Below are 16,907 nucleotides of genomic sequence, written 5' to 3'. Positions count from 1 at the left end.
CATGACAGCTACGGTCCCCGGGCGGCGGCCCCTTTGCCAGGGATCACCTGTACCAGGCAGACAGGCTGCGGGCCCGGCCACGACACCCCCGAGCACCACACCTCCGAGGAGGACACCGATGGCGACCGGCACTGACCGCGAGCGCACCTCCGCGACGCGCCAGGAGGAGTTGCTGCGCCTGGCCCGCTCCCGCTCGCGCGGGGCGGCGTCGGACCGTACGAAGCCGGCCCCCCCTCCAGCGGCGGCGGACGCCGGACCCGCGCCGCTCTCGTACGCCCAGCGCCGCATGTGGCTGATGGACCGCCTGGGCCAGGGCGGCGCGCTGTACAGCGTGCCGTTCGCCACCCGGATGCGCGGCCCGCTCGACATCGACGCCCTCGGCGCGGCGCTCTCCGGGCTCGTCGCGCGCCACGAGGTGCTGCGCACCCGGTACCGGCAGCGGGACGGAGAGCCCTGGCAGGACGTCACCGCCCCGGCCCCGGTGCCCGTACCGGTGGTCGACGTCGAGGACGACGGCCGGGAGCTCCTGTTGTCGGAGGCCCGCCGCCCCTTCGACCTCGCGGCGGGCCCCGTCCTGCGCGCGCTCGTGCTGCGGCACGGCCCGCGGGACCACACCGTGATGGTGACGCTGCATCACATCGCCGTGGACGGCGACGCGCTGGAGACCATCGCCGCCGAACTCGCCGCGCTGTACGCGGCGGCCCGCGACGGCGGCACCGCGGCTCTGGCGCCGGCCCCGCAGTACGCCGCTTTCGCGCGCCGCGAGCAGTCGGGCGGCGGCAGGACGGCCGCGGGGCTGGAGCACTGGACGGCGCGGCTCGCGGGGGCGCGGCCCGTACCGCTGCCGCGCCCGGCTGCCGGGACGGCTGCCGCCGGGGCGTCCGCCGCCGGATCACCGCCCACGCGCGAGCGGCGCGGGCGTACGCACGCGGCTCCGCTCCCGCCCGCCGTTCTGGAGGGGCTGCGCGGGGTCGGGCAGCGGCACCGGGCGACGCTGTTCACGGTGGGGCTCGCCGCCGCGTTCGCCGCGCTGTGCCGGGCCACGGGCGAAGAGGACCTGGTCATCGGGTGTGCGAGTACGCATCGCGAGGGGGCGGCGATGCGCGGGCTCGTCGGGCTCTGCGTCAATACGCTGCCCATCCGGGTCGACGCCTCGGGCGACCCCGGTTTCGATGTGCTGCTCGGGCGGGTGCGGGACGCGCTGCTGGAGGCACAGGACCGGCGGGATGTTCCCTTCGACCTGATCGTCGAACGGCTCGGGGCGGCGGGCCGGGGGCCGGACGGGGCTCCGCTGGTGGGGGTCACGGCCGATGTGGTGCGGGAGGCGACCGCGTTGCGGCTGCCCGGCGTCGAGGCCGAGGCGGTCGAGGTGGATCCGGGGGCCGCGAAGTTCGACCTCTCGTTCCTCATCGAGGACACCGACGCGCCCAAGTGCCTTGTCCAGCACGGTGTCACGGCCCTCGACGAGGAATCGGGGGCTCGATTGCTGCGCTCCTACGCCCAGTTGCTGGAGGCCGTGGCCGTCGATCCCGGCCGCGCCCTGTCGCGGCTGCCCGGCGAGCGCCTGACGGGCCAGCAGCTTGACGCCCCGACAGGAGAGCCGCGGCACCCCGCCGAGAGCTGCCTGCTGAGCCACCCCGATGTGGCCGAGGCCGCGGTCGTCGAGCTCGGGGACGGACTGCCGCTGGCCTACGCGGTGCCGCGCGCCATCGGCGGCGCGTCCCCCGTACAGCTGCGCGCGTACGTGCGTACGCGCCTCGAAGCGCCCCTGGTCCCGGCGGCGGTGATGCTGCTCGACGCGCTGCCGCGCACCGCCGACGGCGCGGTGGACCGTTCCCGGCTGCCGGGCGTCCCGCCGTCGCCCAAGCCCGCACCGGCCGAATCGGAGGCCGCCGAGGGGCCGCGCTCCCGCGCCGTTCTGGACGCGTTCGCCGAGCTGCTCGGCCAAAGACCGGGTGTGGACGACGACTTCTTCGTGCTCGGCGGCCACTCCCTGATGGCGGTTCAGCTCGCGGAGCGGCTGCGCGGCCGGCTGAAGCTGCCGATGACGGGGCTCGACATCATGGAGCAGCGGACCCCGCGGGCGCTCGCCGCCCTGCTGGACGGCCGGGAGGCCGAGCGCCGCGCGGCGGCCCCCGCGGCCGCGCCCGCCCGGCGGGGCCGGGCCCGCGAGGGCACGGTCCTGGTCACCGGCGGCACCGGCGGCGTGGGCGCGTTCGTCCTGCGCGAACTGGCCGCGCGCGGCCGTCCGGTACGCGCCCTGGCCCGCCCCGAGTCGGCGCACCAGGTGACCGGCGACGGGGTGGAGGTCGTCGAGGGCGACCTGTCCGACCTGGACAGCCTGCGGGCCGCGGCGGAGGGCGTGTCCGGCGTCATCCACGCCGCGTGCACGTTCACCCGGCCGGAGGTGGACGTCGAGGCCATGCGGACCCTGGTGGACTCCTGGCGGGCCGGGACGTTCGTCTTCGTCAGCAGCGTGGACGCCTACGGACAGCCCACCGCCGCCGAGGTGGCCGAGGGCGGCCCCGGCGAGGGCCCGTTCAGCGCGTACGGGCAGGCGAAGCTCGACTGCGAGCGGATGCTGCTGCGGGCGGCGGGCACCGAGGGGCGCGGCGGGGCGAGCGCGGTCCGCTCCCCCATCGTCTGGGGGGATCACCCGCGCCTCCGTGACCAGCTGCGATGGGGCGCGACCGGCGCGCTGTACCAGACGGCGCTGGCCGGGGAACCGTTGCTCCTCCCCGAGCCCTCGCCGTCGGGCGAGCGCTCCTGGTACGGCGCGCCGTGGGTGCACGCCGCGGCCCTGGCCCGCGCCCTGGCGGTGTGCGTCGACGAGCCCGTGCTCGGCGTCGCCAACGCGGTGGGCGGCCACGTGGGGTGGCCGGAGCTGGCTGCTGAGCTGGCCCGGCTGCTCGGCAGCGGCAGCGAGATCCGTTACGCGGCGCAGGCCGACAAGGACCTCGACCACCGCTGGCACTACCGCGCCGACCGGCTGGCGGCGCCGCTGCGGGAACTGCCGGGCGAGGACTGGCGGACGGTCCTCGCGTCGATGGTCGACTCCGGCTGAAGAGGCCGGTGCCGGCGGCACGGCAGCGCCTGCGGTGGCCCGTACGCGGCAGTCCGTACACGACGGTCTGTTCCGCGGCGGTCCCTACGCCGGACCTGCCCGGCCCAACCCCTGGGAGCCTCGTGCGGGGCTCCCGGGGACGTCGGCCGGGCAGCGCCTCAGCGGAAGGCGACGACTCGTTCGGCCAGGTCACACAGCGGCTGTCCACCACGTCATAGAGGTCACGCACGCCGTAAAAGTCACGCACGTCATAGAGGTCACGGACGAAGGTGACCTCAGTCCGTCCGCAGCCGCGCGGCCAGGTTTCGGGACCCGGCCACGGCCAGTGACGCCACCAGGAGTGCGAGCACGGCCACTTGCGCGCCGCCGACCGGCACGGTCGCGCCGGGGAGGTTCGCGTCGGCCCAGAGCGTGAGCGTGCACGCCCGTACGGCCAGGACGGCGAGGCCCAGCCCGGCGAGGGCGAGCGGCAGCGCGGGGTCAGCCATGGGGCCCGTACCGCGCTTCGACGGTCGGAGCGCGGCGATCAGCCAGGCGAGGGCCGCCGCGGTGAACGCCCAGCCGTCGCCCCACGCCATATCCGCGCCCTCCGTCCAGGAGACGTTGGTCGCGCCCATCAGGACGCAGACGCCCAGCAGGACCAGTCCGGGCGTGCCGAGCGGGAGCCGGGCCGGCGGCGCGTCGGAGTGGAAGCCGCAGCACAGGGCGAGGACCGTCAGCCACGCGAAGGCCGCGGTGGCGTAGGAGAGGGCGGACGCCGGGCCCAGTGCCCAGCCCATGGCCCAGTCCAGGACGAACGTCAGCGAGGGCAGGGCAGCGAGCGCGGCGCACACCAGAGCCACCGTTCGGCGGTCCCGGACGAGCGCGGCGTACGCCGCCGCCCACAGCAGTGGGAGCAGCCACATCGCGGTGGCGCGTGCGCTCTCGAACGCGCCGTGGCGGGTGAAGGCGTCGAGGTAGATGTCCCGGTCGGCGGGGGCGGCGCCGTGGAACCAGGCGAGGGACACGGCCCGTTCGGTCAGTGCGGAGGCGGCCTGCAGCAGGACGCTGAGCAGCGCGAAGAGCCGTACCGCCGAACCGGCCGCCGCGTAGCGGGCGGGGGCTCCGGCGCCGCCCATCCGGCTGCGGACCGCGAGGGCGGCGACGCTCGCCACCTCGCCCCAGGCCGGCCGCATCTCGTCCTGGTCGTTCTCGTCGATGCCGTGCAGACAGGTCTCGACCATCTCCTCCTCGCGCTCGGCGCGGTAGTAGGCGGGGAGCAGCCGCAGCACGGTGCGGTAGCGCTGTTCGAGCAGGGTCGTCATGCGCTGCCTCCGGCGGTTTCGGGGCGGACGGGACGTACGGGAGGGTGCGGCCCGGCGGCCGGGCGGCGGCGGGCCGCTATCCGCCGCGCGGCGGTACGGGCCCCGGCCGCCATCCGCTCCGCCTCGGCGGACAGCGCGGCCTCGCCCGCGTCGGTGAGCCGGTAGTAGCGCCGCAGTCGCCCCTGCTGGACTTCCTCGCGGTCCAGCTCGATGAGTCCGTCGGCCGCCAGCCGGTCCAGCACTCCGTACAGCGTGCCGACGCGGAGCTGGACGTCGCCGTCGGACAGCTCCTCGACTTCTCGCACGATGCCGTAGCCGTGGCGGGGCTCGTCGACGAGCGCGGTGAGGATGAAGAAGGCCGCTTGCGTCATGCCTCTCGAAGCCATGCTCCCCACCATATCTTGGCTTCCGATATATATCGAGGCATGGCACCAAGAGGTCGGGAGGGCCCGGCGTCGGCACCCGCCCGCAGAGCCGTCACAATCGAGTGGTGTCCAGAAAGAACGCGCGCCGGCAACCGGCGATCAGCCCCGGCTCGCCGTGCCCCTGCGGGCTCGACTCCTCCTACCGCGAGTGCTGCGGCGGCATCCACGACGGGCGGCGGCAGGCGGCCACGGCGGAGCGGCTGATGCGCTCCCGGTACAGCGCGTTCGCCGTCCGCGACGCCGCCTATCTGCTGCGCAGCTGGCATCCGTCGACGCGGCCGAGCCGCCTGGACCTCGATCCGGAGCAGCGGTGGACCCGGCTCGAAGTCCTCGGCACGACGGGCGGCAGCGCCTTCCACACCGAGGGCACCGTGGAGTTCCGGGCCCACTTCAGCGTGCGGGGGCACACGGACGTCCAGTACGAGGACAGCCGCTTCGTACGGGACGAGGGGCGCTGGGTCTATCTGGGGCCCGTGCCGTCGCCGGTGGCGGTCAGCGGCCGCTGAGCCGGAGGGTCCGGGGCGCGCCCGTCGCGCCGCGCGTCGAGCCGGTCCCACAGGCTGAGCAGCGGGGTGGCCATCACCGTCGTCACCAGCGCGACGACGACCAGCACCGCGAACATGGAGGGCGTCACGATGCCCGCCGCCAGCCCGATGTTGATGGCGATGAGCTGCATCAGCCCGCGCGCGTTCATCAGGGTGCCGACGCGCAGCGCGACCCCTGGCGGCTCGCCCACCGCGCGGGCCGCCAGCCAGCAGGCGCCGAACTTGCCGAGGACGGACACGGCGACGCAGGCGGCGGCGAAGAGCAGCAGGGAGGGCTGCGCCAGCAGCGCGAAGTCGGTGTTGAGCCCCGAGTAGGTGAAGAACAGGGGCAGGAAGACGATGCGGCTGATGGGTGCCACGGCCTCCACGGTCCGGTCGACCGCTTCGGAGCGCGGGAAGACGACGCCCAGGCTGAACGCGCCGAAGACGGCGTAGAGCCCGATCCGGTCGGTGTACCAGGCGGCGAGGAACAGCACGATCACGGTGATCAGCAGCAGGTCGTCGTTGGAGCGCCGGTCGGCGAGCGCCGTCATCCGCCCGTTCTTGCGGGCCAGCACGGCGAGCACGGCGACGAGCCCGACGCCGCCCCCGACGGCGATGGCGAAGGGGCCCGCGCCGTCGCCCGCGAGGCCGAGCACGGCTGCGAGCAGCACCCAGGCCACGACGTCGTCCAGTGCGCCGCTGGCCAGGGACAGGGAGCCGAAGCGGGAGCCGACCAGGCCGCGTTCGGTGATGATGCGGGCCAGCATCGGGAACGCGGTGATGGCGATGGTGACGCCGACGAACAGGGCGGACACGCCGACGGGGATGTCCGCCGGGTAGACGTCGACCGCGTCGTGGGTGGCGAAGGTCAGCCCCATGCCGAGGGCCAGCGGCACGAGGATGCCGGCCGTCGAGACGGCGGCGGCCGGGCGCGCCACGGCCCGTATCCGGTCGGTGCGGAACTCGTACCCGGTCTGGAACATGAAGATCACCAGGCCGATCTGCCCGGCGACGAACAGCACGGGCCGCAGTTCCCGCGGGAAGAGCGCCTCTTCCACGCCGGGGGCCAGCAGCCCGAGCGCCGAGGGGCCGAGGACGACCCCGGCGACCATCTCGCCGACGACGGGCGGCTGTCCGAGGGCGCGCAGGGCGCGGGCGACGACGCGGCAGGTGACCAGGATGACGACGGCGGCCAGGAAGAAGACGGGGCCTAGCTCGGTGGTGGACATCGCTGTGCGCCCTTCGGCTCAGGGGAGCGGGACCACGGGAGGACGGGGGTATGCGGGCGGGTTTTCAGGGCGCGCCGGTCAGCTCGCGCGCCCGCCGTACGGGCAGGACGTCGGGGGTCCTGATGTCGGAGGTCCTGATGTCGGGGCCCCGGCGAGCGGGCGCCCCTCGGTGTCGTGGGCGGCGAAGTACCGTTCCGCCGGGCGGAGTCGGCGGGCGTCGAGGACCATCCACGCGCCGAGGACGAGCTGGGCCCAGCCGCGCCCCACGTCCTCCCACCGGTCCCGCAGGCGCAGGAACGCCCGTACGGCCGTCAGCCGCGGGCGCGGCAGCGGGCGGTCGCGGCGGACCAGCAGGCAGGGGGCGCGGTGCGGGATGGACCGGGTGTGCGAGACCGGCGAGTCGAGTGTGAAGCGGTCCAGCACCTCGCGGGTCGCGGCGCGCATCGCCAGGGGGGCGAGCCGCCAGGCGGGGCAGGGCCGGTTGGCGGCGACGCCGAACGGGATGTGGTGCGCCTGCCGGGCCGCGAGCCGGTCCCAGCGGCCGGGGTCGAAGGTCTCGGGGTCGGCGTAGCCGGTGGCGTGGTACTCGGGGTAGTTGAAACAGAGCACCGAGCCGGCGGGGAGCACCGAGCCCCCGCCGAGGGCGATGTCGTCGGTGCTGATGCGGTGGGCCACTCCGAACAGCGGGTACATCCGCAGGGTCTCGTTGAGGACGTTGGAGAAGTGGCGCTCGTCCGCCGGGTCCGCGGCCAGGGCGTCCTGGGCGGCGGGGTGCTGGGCGAGTACGAGCAGGAGGTGCGCCATGGCCTCGGACATCTGCACCACGGCCGTGTTGAAGAACGTGCCCTGGAGGTAGTACGCCTGCTCCGCCGGGGTCAGGCTCGACGGCAGGGTGTGCGGCACCTCGCCGGCGGCGATCCGGCGGCGCAGATAGCGGGTGAGGCGGGCGCGGCGGCGCAGGCGGCGCGGCCGGACGCATTTCAGGGCGTTCACCACGTCCTCGGCGTTGGCGACGATGAGCGCCCGCGCGTGCGGCGGGCACGGTTCGCGGAAGACGAGTCCGTAGAAGAACTCGGCCCATACGGGCATCATCAGGTCGCGCAGCCGCACGAGCGCGGCGCGGCCGGTGACGGTGGTGTCGAGGACGTGGGCGGCGCTGCGCGCGGCGGCGGCCGCCAGGTCCTGGCTGGATCCGGCGAGTACGGCGAGGGTGGTGCGGGCGACCTCGTCGTAGCGCGGGCCGTTCTCCAGGTGTTCCTGGTGCACTTGGGCGCCGGGGGCGAGCCAGTACCAGAAGAGGTCGGAGAGGGCGGCGCCGCGGCTGCGGCCGCCCGCGGCGGGGTGGGAGTAGATCTCCTGGAAGCGGTCGGCGCCCACGGTGGCGTTGGGGAAGGAGACGCCCTCGTCGCCGTTGACCTTGGCGAAGAGCTTCATCCGGGCGGTGACGACGAGGCCGGGGAGCCAGTAGGGCGTGGTGAGGGCGAGGGCGGCGGTCAGCGCGCCGGCCGCCGCGCGGCGGCCGCGGCGGGCGGTCATGGGGTCGCTCCTGTCTCCGCCGCGCGGGGGCTCGGGTCGTCGAACCGGCCGCGGGCGACGACGAGGTCGGGGGTGAGGTCCGCTGCCCGGCCGCCGCCGCACAGCGCCAGTACGTGGTCGAACTCGGCGCGCAGCAGCTCCAGTACGTGCGTGACGCCGCGTTCGCCGTCCGCCGCGAGGCCCCACAGCACGGGGCGGCCCACGCCGACGGCCGTGGCGCCGAGGGCCAGGGCGATCGCCGCGTCGGAGCCCCGGCGGACGCCGCCGTCGAGCAGTACGGGCACGCGTCCGGCGACGGCCGCCGCGATGCGGGGCAGCGCTTCGAGGGCGGCGGGGGCGGCGTCGAGCTGGCGGCCGCCGTGGTTGGAGACGAGCAGCGCGTCCACGCCCTCGGCGACGGCGATCCGTGCGTCTTCGGGGTGGAGCACGCCCTTGAGGACGATGGGCAGCGGGGTGTGGGCGCGCAGTCGGCGCAGGTCGTCCCAGGAGAGCGCGGCCGACATGGCGATGTCGCGGGGGCGGTCGCCGTCGGCGCCGGGCAGGTGGCGCATGTTCTCGGTCGCGAGGCCGGGCGGCAGGTCGTGGAAGGCGTTACGGGCGTCGCGTTCGCGGCGGCCGAAGACCGGCGAGTCGGCGGTGACGACGAGGGCGGTGCAGCCCGCCTGTGCGGCCCGGTCGGCGAGGGCGCGGGTGATGTCGGGTTCGGGCTGCATGTAGAGCTGGAACCAGACGGGGGCGTCGGCGCGTACGGCGCGGGCGGCGGCGGTGACCTCGGCCACCGGCACCGTCGAGGCCATGGAGGCGATCAGGACGGTGCCGGCCGCCGCCGTGGCGCGGGCGGTGGCGCGTTCGCCGTCGGGGTGGGCGAGGCGGTGGAAGGCGGTGGGCGAGACGAGGACGGGCATGGTGAGGCGGTCGCCGAGGAGGGTGAGGCCCAGGTCCCGGTGGGCCGCCCCGCGCAGCACGCGAGGCAGCAGGGCGAGGCGGTGGAAGGCCCGTTCATTCTCCCGCGCGGCCCGTTCGTCGGCGGCGCCTCCGGCGAAGAAGTCGTAGTGCGCGGGGGCGAGGCGCTTGCGCGCCTGTTCGCGCAGGTCCGACAGGGTGGGGATCACGGCTGGGAGGCCGGGAGGCGGTCGTCGAGGCGGGTGCGCAGGAAGCGGAGCAGCGGGGCGCGGTGCACGTCCTCGCTGTCCCACTCGTTCTCGAGGTTCTCGGTGAGGTGGTGTTCGCCGGTCGGCTCGTCGTGGCCCGCGCGGTAGAAGCGGACGACGGGGTGCAGATAGCGGCCGTCGAGTCCGCTGGCAGACTGCTGGGAGACGCGGCCCGCCGTGATGTCGAACGGGTTGACGAGGTCGTGGTCGGCGCCGTATTCGAGGGTGACGGCGGCATAGCTGTCGACGGCGCCGAAGCGGCCGTCGGCTACGGCGCGGTGCAGGTGCGCGACGGGGACTTCCTCGCAGTAGCGCAGGGCGCCGTCCGGGCCGACGAGGACGGCGTCGGCGAGGAAGCCGAAGAGCTGGAACAGCGCGGAGGTGCGGTTGACGCGCTCGATCACGGCGTCGGCGGCGGCCTCGGGCGTGCCGGTTAGGGCGCGGGCGGGCCAGGAGCGTTGGTGGTAGCGCTGTTCGAGGATGCGGTGCAGGGCCCGGACGTTGTATCGGAAGCCGTGAATGAACCCGCTGGTGGATTTCTTGAAGTCGCGTGCCTGTGTGATGGTTCCGGCGAAGTACAGGTCGGGTACGTTCGTCGATTCCCAGGCGTCGTCCTGCGCCGGGAACCTGTCGTTGATGACCATTTCCGGGCGGCATTCCGGGGCGAATACGGAGGCGTCGAATCGGAATCCGGTGGCGAGGATCACCCGGTCGTAACGTATCTCCTTGACGACCTCGTTGACCCGGGCGAAGGAGACCGCCACGGTGTACGAGGAGTCGGCGTGCCGCTCGATGCGCAGAATTCTGCCGTCCAGGACCGCGTTCTCCGATTTGAGCTGGTACGTGTCCAGGAAGTTGTTGTTGACGGCCCGGAGATGGCCGACGAAGTGGGTCTGCCAGGCGAGTTTCAACGAGCCGGGGCCCGCGACGTGGATGACCGCGGCCTTCTCGATGAGGTGGTCCGCGGTCTCGAAGGCGGAGTTGCCGCGGCCGATGATCAGGACGCGGGAGCCGGTGAAGTCCGCGGCGTCCGTGGTGACCGAGTCGTAGCGCTCCGCCGTCTCGACGCCGTCGATGTCCGGCACGTACGCGCGGGTGTAGCCGGTCGCCATGATGAGCCGCTTGGCGCGGTAGACGCTGCCGTCCTCGGCGCGGGCGACGAAGTCGCCGGGGCGGGTGATCTCGGCTATGCGGGTTCCGTAGCGCACGCGCAGCCGGTGTGTGGCGGCGTAGTCGGCGAGGTAGCGGACGTAGTCGTCGGCGGCCGGGAAATAGCGCTCGGTGTAGGTCGTGAAGAGCGGGGCGTGCTCGTCGCCGAGGAGGGAGTTCCAGTCGGTCCGCATCCTGCGCTCGGGATCGTCCCAGCTGGTGTGCACCTTGTTGATGGATATGAGCTTGCGGTGCCGGGGGAAGCGCGTGAAGAACGTACCCGGAGCGGTGCCGGATTCCACAATGAGATAACTTCGCCCCGCTCGCCCCAGGAAATATCCCGCCTGTAATCCGGCAGGTCCGCCACCGACAATGAGGTAGTCAACCGATTCTTCAGCGGCCATTTTTTCTCCTGTTCCGCGGGGAGAGAGGAACGACAGTACTTGATAGTTAAAGAACGACACCAGACCGCGTTTTTGTGACCTACATCACACCCCCTCCGGGTGGCTGGGAAGAGCGTTGGCGATAGCTTGTGAGCGGCCCTTCGGCCCCATTGGGCCGACCCGATCCCACCCCATCGGGACGGCCGGATCACGGCGTATTCCAGCCATTCGCACCCCCGGAGCGGAATCAAAGTGGATCATTCGACCGAATCCCCTTTCCCGCAGCCCCTCATCGACGCCTTCCGCGCCCGGCCGGACGCGCCGGCCTTCGAATACCGTTCGCGCCCCGTACCCCGCGCGGAGGTGCTGGAGCTGATCGGCCGGTGCGCGCACGGGCTGCGGGCCGCGGGCCTGGGCCCCGGCCGCCCCGTAGCGCTGGCGACCGGCGTCACCCCCGAGGCGTTCGCCCTGCGCATCGCGGCGCACCTGCTCGGCTGCCGGGTGACCGGCCTGCCGCCGGACCTGACACCCCGTCAACTGGCGCACGTACTGACCGACGACACCGGCGTCCTGGTCACCGACGAGAGTGCGGACGGCCTCCAACTCCCCCCGTCAGCCGAGAAGATGACCCTACTCCGCCTCGGCCCCGACCTGCTGAAGCCGGGCACCGGGAGCATCGCGCCCGACGAGCTCACCGCGCAGGGCCGCCCTGACGACATCGCGCTGATCAACCTCACCAGCGGCAGCACCGGCCGCCCCAAGGGGTGCGCGCAGACCTATCGCGGCCTCACCCGGAACTGGGCGTGGCAGCCCGCCCGCTGGACCGCGCGCACCACCGAACTGGCCGCGGGCTACTCCCGCTATCTGCTCTTCGGCACCCTCACCAGCGCGGTGATCTTCGAGCACCTGGCGCTGAGCCTGCTCAGCGGCGGCACGGCCGTCATCCCCGCTCCCCCGCTGGAGTTCCCGCAGGTCTTCGAGCGGTACCGGATCACCGCCTGCCTGCTGACCGTGCCCCGGCTGCACCACATCCTCGACACCCTGCGCACCGAGCACGTCGATACGGGCAGCCTGCGCGCCCTGCTGGTGGCGGGCTCCCCGCTGGCCCCGCACCGGCTCGCCGAGGCCGCCGAGCGGCTGGGCCCCGCGGTCCACCACGCGTACGGGCAGACCGAGACCGGCATGCTCACCCTGCTCACCCCCGGCGAACTGGCCCGCCTGCCGCGCGAGGAGGCCCTGACGCGGACGACCGTCGGCCGCCCCCTGGACACCGTCGAGCTCAGCGTCCGCGACCCCGAGGGCCGGCCGCTGGCCGCCGGGGAGACCGGCGAGATCTGGGCCCGCACGGACAGCGCCATGGCCGGCTACTGGCAGGACGAGGAGCAGACCCGCGAGGTGCTGCGGGACGGCTGGGTGCGCACCCGCGACCTGGGGCACCTGGACGAGGACGGCCTGCTGCGGCTGACCGGGCGCAGCCGGGACGTCATCATCGTCAACGCCGTGCTGCACTACGCCGGGGCGATCGAGCAGTGCCTGGCCGGCCACCCCGATGTGGACCAGGCGTACGTGGCCGGCGCGCCCGACGAGCGTACGGGCGAGGCCGCGTACGCCTTCGTCGTCCCCGTCGCGGGGCGCACCCCGGACCCCGCCGCGCTCCGCGCGCGCGTCGCGGCCGAGCTGGGCGAGGCGAGCGTCCCGGCGGCGATCACCGTGGTGCGGGAGGCGCCCCTGACGCCGGGCGGCAAGCCGGACAAGCGGGCGCTGCTCGCCTCCTTCCTCGCCGGTGCCGAGCGCGGCGAGCGCTGAGGGCCGCGCCCGGCGCGCGGTGAGGCTGCGAGACTTTCCGTGGACCACGGACCACAGGCTCGCCCCCGCGCGGGCGGCCCCGACCGAGAGGCACGGACATGGCACCCCAGGGACACCACATCGAGATCGAGCAGGGCACGGAGCGCGTGCGCGTCGTGCGCGACGGCCAGGTGCTCGCCGACAGCAGCCGCCCGCTGCTGCTGCACGAGACCGGGCTGCCGGTGCGCTACTACCTGCCGCCCGAGGACGTGCGCGCCGAGCTGCTGACCCCGTCCGAGACCCACACGTACTGCCCGTTCAAGGGCACCGCCTCCTACTGGTCGCTCGACGGCGGCCCGCAGGACCTGGTGTGGGCCTACCCCGAGCCGAAGGACGCCGTCGCCCGGATCAAGGACCACTACTGCTTCTACGAGGTCGAGTTGGGCGAGTAGAGGGGAGCCGGGGCCGCGGAAGCCAGGGTAGGAAAGTTTCCTAACAATAGTTCGTCCGTAGTTCTTGACGCGTACATGAGCCATCGCCAGGATTCCTCGCAACGGCTCGCCCGCCGAAAGAGGAGACGGACATGACGCCCACCCCCCGCGCCGAGAAGCCGCTCGCCAGAACCCCCCGCATCAATCCCCGGATCGGTGTCCCCGTGGCCGCGGGAGCCGCCCTCGCCCTGGTCGGCGGCGCGCTGCTGTGGTCGCCGGGCGGCCGGGCCGACGCCGCCACCGGCAGCCCGGCCGGGGCGAAGGCCGCCTCCTTCACGGCCGTCGCGGCGGGCGACATCGCCGAGCAGTGCACCGCGAGCAGCAGCAGCTGCGTCCACCCGAAGACCGCCGCGCTGGTCAAGAAGATCAACCCGGCGTTCGTCATGACCATGGGCGACAACCAGTACGACGACGCCCGGCTCAAGGACTTCCAGAAGTACTACGACACGACCTGGGGCGCGTTCAAGGCCAAGACCCACCCCATCGCGGGCAACCACGAGACGTACGACCCGGACGGCGCGCTCAAGGGCTACAAGTCCTACTTCGGCGCCATCGCCTACCCCAAGGGCAAGCCCTACTACAGCTTCGACCACGAGAACTGGCACTTCATCGCGCTGGACTCCAACAGCCTCGACAAGTCCGAGCAGACCGACTGGCTCAAGGCTGACCTCGCAGCCAACACCAAGAAGTGCGTGGCCGCCTACTGGCACCACCCGCTCTACTCCTCCGGCGAACACGGCAACGACCCGGTCAGCAGGCCCGTCTGGAAGATGCTGATCAACGCCAAGGCCGAGCTGGTGCTCAACGGCCACGACCACCACTACGAGCGGTTCGCGCCGCAGAACGCGGACGGCAAGGCCGACCCGAACGGCCTGGTCGAGCTGCTCGGCGGGATGGGCGGCGCCAACCCGTACAAGATCGAGGAGGTCCAGCCCAACAGCGAGAAGCGGCTGACCAAGACCTTCGGCGTGGTCAAGCTGAACTTCACCGACGACGGCTACTCCTGGGAACTGATCGGCACGGACGGCAAGACCAAGGACACGAGCCCGTCCTACAAGTGCCGCTGAGCGGGCCCGGACGCCCCTGATGTACCTCGCGACCACGGGCGCGGCCGAGGCGACACGCAAGGTGTCGCGCGGCCGCGTCGCCGGCCCCGTTCTCGCCCTCGGCTCGGTCAGCCTCGTCACCGACGTCTCCTCCGAGATGGTCACGGCCGTGCTGCCGCTCTACTTCGTCCTCCATCTCGGCCTCTCCCCGCTCCAGTTCGGCTTCCTCGACGGCCTCTACAACGGCGTCACCGCGCTGGTGAGGCTCGCCGGCGGGCACGCGGCCGACCGCGGCAACCGGCACAAGCTCGTCGCCGGCGCCGGTTACGCGCTCTCCGCGCTCTCCCGCGTCGGGCTGCTGCTGGCGGGCGGCGGCGCCCTGGGCATCGGCGCGGCGCTCGCCGCCGACCGGATCGGCAAGGGGGTGCGGACCGCGCCGCGCGACGCGATCATCTCGCTCAGCAGCCCGCCCGAGACGCTGGGCCGGGCCTTCGGCGTGCACCGCGCCATGGACACCACGGGCGCGCTCCTCGGCCCGCTCGCCGCGTTCGCCCTGCTGTGGGCCACCGCCGACGCGTACGACGCCGTCTTCGTCGTCAGTTTCTGCGTCGGGCTGCTGGGGGTGCTGATGCTGGTCGCCTTCGTGCCGGGGCGCGACGCGCTGCCGGCCGTCCAGTCGCCCGTACCGCCGTCCCCCGCCCGCCCCAAGATCCTCGACCCGTTCCGCGACCCCGCCTTCCGCCGCGTCCTCGGCGCCGCGTCGCTGCTCGGGGCGGCCACCATCGGGGACGCGTTCGTCTATCTGCTGCTCCAGAGGCAACTGGACTTCGCCGTGCGCTGGTTCCCGCTGCTGCCGCTGGGGGCCGCGGCCGTCTATCTCTCGCTCGCCGTGCCGGCCGGGCGGCTCGGCGACCGGATCGGCCGCCGGGTGCCCTTCCTCTTCGGGCACGCGGCGCTGCTCGGCGCGTACCTGCTGCTGCTCACCACCGGCGCGGGCGCGCTCCTGCTGGTCGGCGTCCTGCTGCTGGTCGGGGTCTTCTACGCGGCGACCGACGGCGTGCTGATGGCGCTCGCCGGTCCGGTGCTGCCGGCCGCCCGGCGCGCGAGCGGCATGGCCCTGCTGCAAACCGGCCAGGCGCTGGCCCGGCTGCTCGCCGCCGCCGGGTTCGGGGCGGCCTGGACGCTGTGGGGCGTACGGCCCGCGCTCATCACCGCCGTGCTGGCGCTGGCGGCGGCCCTGGCCTGCTCGGCCGTTCTGCTGCGCCGCCTCGAAAGGAGGGCATGACCCCCATGCCGTCGCATATGCCGTCACACACACCGTCAGACACGCCGTCAGTAACGAGCGACGAGACCGGCGTGGCCGAGGCGGCGGCGGACACGACGCCCCTCGTCACGGATCAGCCCGGCCGAGGGGACGCCCGTACCCCCTTCGCGGCGCTGCCGACGCGCGTCAAGGTCATCGCCGTCGCGACGGCGGGCGTCGTGCTCGCCGCCGTCGCCGCCGTCTATACGGTGGGGGCCGCGCACCGGGCCGAACCGGCGGACGCCGTCTCCGCGTTCGGCCTCGACAGCGGCAACCTGTACTTCCGCAGCACCGCCGCGGGGCACGGCCGCGTGGCCCGGCTGCCCGCCGCGCCGGGGGTGGCCGCGGCGGAGCGCACCACCGGCGGGCCCGCGTGCGAGCGCTTCTACGCGGCGGGCGGCACCGGCCTGTGCCTGACGCGCCGCCCCGGCATCCCGCCGACCTCGTACGCCGTCGTGCTGGACGGGAAGCTCCGCGAGAAGCGCCGCATCGCCCTGACCGGCATCCCCAATCGGGCGCGGGTCTCGGCGTCCGGCCGGATGCTGTCGTGGACGATGTTCGCGACCGGCGACTCGTACGCCACGTCCTCGTTCTCCACCCGCACCTCGATCCTGGACACGCGCACCGGCTACCTCATCAAGAACATGGAGGAGATCCAGCTCACCCTCGACGGCCGCCGCTACCACTCCCCCGACGTCAACTACTGGGGCGTCACCTTCGCCCGCGACGACAACCGCTTCTACGCCACCGTCTCCACGAAGGGCCACACCTACCTCGTCGAGGGCGACATGAGGACGTGGAAGGCCCGCACGCTGCGCGAGAACGTCGAGTGCCCCTCGCTCTCCCCCGACAACACCCGGCTCGTCTTCAAGAAGCGGGTCCGGCCGGGGGCCACCGCCCCCTGGCGGCTGTACGTGCTGGATCTGCGCACCATGCGGGAGGCGCCGCTCGCCGAGGCGCGCAGCGTCGACGACCAGGCGGCGTGGCTGGACGACCGCACCGTCGGCTACGCCCTGCCGGGCCGCGCGAAGGGCACGAGCGACGTCTGGACCGTACCGGCGGACGGCTCGGGCGCCCCGGTGCTGCGCGTACCGGGCGGCTCGTCGCCCGCGATGGTCCGCTGACGGCGGCCGGGACGCGGGCGCGCGGACGGGCCGCCCGTCGTGAGCGGCCGGGCGTACGGGAAGGGGCCGGCGTTCGTGAGCGGCCTGGACGTACGAGGACGGGCCGGCCTTCATGGGAGGCCGGGCCGTCCTCGTCAACGGCCCGCGGTCAGGCGGCGTCGCCGTCCATGGCCGCTATGAGGCTCTTGGGCCGCATGTCGGTCCAGTGCTCGTTGATGTAGTCCAGGCACGCCTGGCGCGCCGTCTCCTGGAGCGCCACCGTCCAGCCGGCCGGCACCTCCACGAACGCGGGCCACAGCGAGTGCTGCCCCTCGTCGTTCACCAGCACCAGATAGGTGCCCTCAGCGTCCTCGAACGGATTCGTCATGGGAATTGCTCCTGTATTCGCGA

Annotated in this window: 14 protein-coding genes; 7 read left to right on the top strand and 7 right to left on the bottom strand. The window is 73.6% G+C overall.

What is annotated here, in order from left to right; translation table 11 throughout:
* Window positions 1–118 precede the first annotated feature (118 nt).
* Window positions 119–3,064, top strand: a complete 2,946-nt coding sequence (locus AB0I49_RS19460; protein ID WP_363228222.1) for a condensation domain-containing protein — start codon at window positions 119–121, stop codon at window positions 3,062–3,064.
* A 275-nt stretch (window positions 3,065–3,339) separates the two neighbouring features.
* Here the strand turns inward: AB0I49_RS19460 and AB0I49_RS19455 are convergent, their stop codons facing one another.
* Both AB0I49_RS19455 and AB0I49_RS19450 read right to left on the bottom strand, forming a co-directional pair.
* Window positions 3,340–4,368, bottom strand: a complete 1,029-nt coding sequence (locus tag AB0I49_RS19455; protein WP_363228221.1) for a hypothetical protein — start codon at window positions 4,366–4,368, stop codon at window positions 3,340–3,342.
* The gene (locus AB0I49_RS19450; RefSeq protein WP_363228228.1) at window positions 4,365–4,739 is read right to left on the bottom strand and encodes a PadR family transcriptional regulator; all 375 of its coding nucleotides are present in this window, start codon (window positions 4,737–4,739) and stop codon (window positions 4,365–4,367) included. Before AB0I49_RS19450 ends, AB0I49_RS19455 begins: the two co-directional genes overlap by 4 nt.
* A 119-nt stretch (window positions 4,740–4,858) precedes the next feature.
* Here AB0I49_RS19450 and AB0I49_RS19445 point away from each other — a divergent pair, with 119 nt between their 5' ends.
* Window positions 4,859–5,299 (top strand): YchJ family metal-binding protein, encoded by a 441-nt coding sequence (locus AB0I49_RS19445; protein WP_363228220.1) that lies wholly within the window; start codon window positions 4,859–4,861, stop codon window positions 5,297–5,299.
* Here the strand turns inward: AB0I49_RS19445 and AB0I49_RS19440 are convergent.
* From AB0I49_RS19440 to AB0I49_RS19425, 4 genes are all read right to left on the bottom strand, one after another.
* Window positions 5,254–6,549 (bottom strand): cation:proton antiporter, encoded by a 1,296-nt coding sequence (locus AB0I49_RS19440; protein WP_363228219.1) that lies wholly within the window; start codon window positions 6,547–6,549, stop codon window positions 5,254–5,256. The two genes, AB0I49_RS19445 and AB0I49_RS19440, sit on opposite strands and share 46 nt — an antisense overlap.
* Window positions 6,550–6,627: 78 nt before the next feature.
* A complete protein-coding gene (locus AB0I49_RS19435; RefSeq protein WP_363228218.1) occupies window positions 6,628–8,085 on the bottom strand; it encodes a cytochrome P450 in 1,458 nt (485 codons plus the stop codon).
* A complete protein-coding gene (locus tag AB0I49_RS19430) occupies window positions 8,082–9,197 on the bottom strand; it encodes an alpha-hydroxy acid oxidase (protein ID WP_363228217.1) in 1,116 nt (371 codons plus the stop codon). The genes AB0I49_RS19435 and AB0I49_RS19430 overlap by 4 nt, the downstream gene beginning before the upstream one ends.
* Entirely contained in the window at window positions 9,194–10,789 is a 1,596-nt protein-coding gene (locus AB0I49_RS19425; protein WP_363228216.1) for an NAD(P)-binding domain-containing protein, read from the bottom strand. Before AB0I49_RS19425 ends, AB0I49_RS19430 begins: the two co-directional genes overlap by 4 nt.
* Window positions 10,790–11,020: 231 nt before the next feature.
* On the opposite strand from AB0I49_RS19425, the gene AB0I49_RS19420 reads away from it, so the two are divergent.
* From AB0I49_RS19420 to AB0I49_RS19400, 5 genes are all read left to right on the top strand, one after another.
* Window positions 11,021–12,574 carry a fatty acid--CoA ligase family protein gene (locus AB0I49_RS19420; protein ID WP_363228215.1) on the top strand — a complete coding sequence of 518 codons (1,554 nt, stop codon included), beginning with the start codon at window positions 11,021–11,023 and terminating at the stop codon, window positions 12,572–12,574.
* Between the two features lie 98 nt (window positions 12,575–12,672).
* Window positions 12,673–13,005 (top strand): DUF427 domain-containing protein, encoded by a 333-nt coding sequence (locus AB0I49_RS19415; protein WP_363228214.1) that lies wholly within the window; start codon window positions 12,673–12,675, stop codon window positions 13,003–13,005.
* Between the two features lie 131 nt (window positions 13,006–13,136).
* Window positions 13,137–14,111, top strand: coding sequence for a metallophosphoesterase (locus AB0I49_RS19410; RefSeq protein ID WP_363228213.1), 975 nt, complete (start codon window positions 13,137–13,139; stop codon window positions 14,109–14,111).
* A 19-nt stretch (window positions 14,112–14,130) separates the two neighbouring features.
* Window positions 14,131–15,375, top strand: a complete 1,245-nt coding sequence (locus tag AB0I49_RS19405; protein WP_363228212.1) for an MFS transporter — start codon at window positions 14,131–14,133, stop codon at window positions 15,373–15,375.
* Window positions 15,372–16,517, top strand: coding sequence for a hypothetical protein (locus AB0I49_RS19400; protein WP_363228211.1), 1,146 nt, complete (start codon window positions 15,372–15,374; stop codon window positions 16,515–16,517). The genes AB0I49_RS19405 and AB0I49_RS19400 overlap by 4 nt, the downstream gene beginning before the upstream one ends.
* A gap of 148 nt (window positions 16,518–16,665) precedes the next feature.
* Here the strand turns inward: AB0I49_RS19400 and AB0I49_RS19395 are convergent, their stop codons facing one another.
* Entirely contained in the window at window positions 16,666–16,884 is a 219-nt protein-coding gene (locus AB0I49_RS19395; protein ID WP_363228210.1) for an MbtH family protein, read from the bottom strand.
* Window positions 16,885–16,907: the final 23 nt, after the last annotated feature.

The organism is Streptomyces sp. NPDC050617 (genome assembly GCF_040654795.1).
GTDB lineage: Bacteria > Actinomycetota > Actinomycetes > Streptomycetales > Streptomycetaceae > Streptomyces.
Note: the sequence above shows the minus strand (reverse complement) of the source record. Positions and strands in the feature narration are given on the sequence as shown.

Coding starts and splice junctions, on each gene's coding strand:
- AB0I49_RS19405 (WP_363228212.1), top strand. CDS start 14,131: ATGTACCTCGCGACCACGGGCGCGGCCGAGGCGACACGCAAGGTGTCG.
- AB0I49_RS19410 (WP_363228213.1), top strand. CDS start 13,137: ATGACGCCCACCCCCCGCGCCGAGAAGCCGCTCGCCAGAACCCCCCGC.
- AB0I49_RS19435 (WP_363228218.1), bottom strand. CDS start 8,085: ATGACCGCCCGCCGCGGCCGCCGCGCGGCGGCCGGCGCGCTGACCGCC.
- AB0I49_RS19450 (WP_363228228.1), bottom strand. CDS start 4,739: ATGACGCAAGCGGCCTTCTTCATCCTCACCGCGCTCGTCGACGAGCCC.
- AB0I49_RS19395 (WP_363228210.1), bottom strand. CDS start 16,884: ATGACGAATCCGTTCGAGGACGCTGAGGGCACCTATCTGGTGCTGGTG.
- AB0I49_RS19400 (WP_363228211.1), top strand. CDS start 15,372: ATGACCCCCATGCCGTCGCATATGCCGTCACACACACCGTCAGACACG.
- AB0I49_RS19415 (WP_363228214.1), top strand. CDS start 12,673: ATGGCACCCCAGGGACACCACATCGAGATCGAGCAGGGCACGGAGCGC.
- AB0I49_RS19455 (WP_363228221.1), bottom strand. CDS start 4,368: ATGACGACCCTGCTCGAACAGCGCTACCGCACCGTGCTGCGGCTGCTC.
- AB0I49_RS19440 (WP_363228219.1), bottom strand. CDS start 6,549: ATGTCCACCACCGAGCTAGGCCCCGTCTTCTTCCTGGCCGCCGTCGTC.
- AB0I49_RS19460 (WP_363228222.1), top strand. CDS start 119: ATGGCGACCGGCACTGACCGCGAGCGCACCTCCGCGACGCGCCAGGAG.
- AB0I49_RS19425 (WP_363228216.1), bottom strand. CDS start 10,789: ATGGCCGCTGAAGAATCGGTTGACTACCTCATTGTCGGTGGCGGACCT.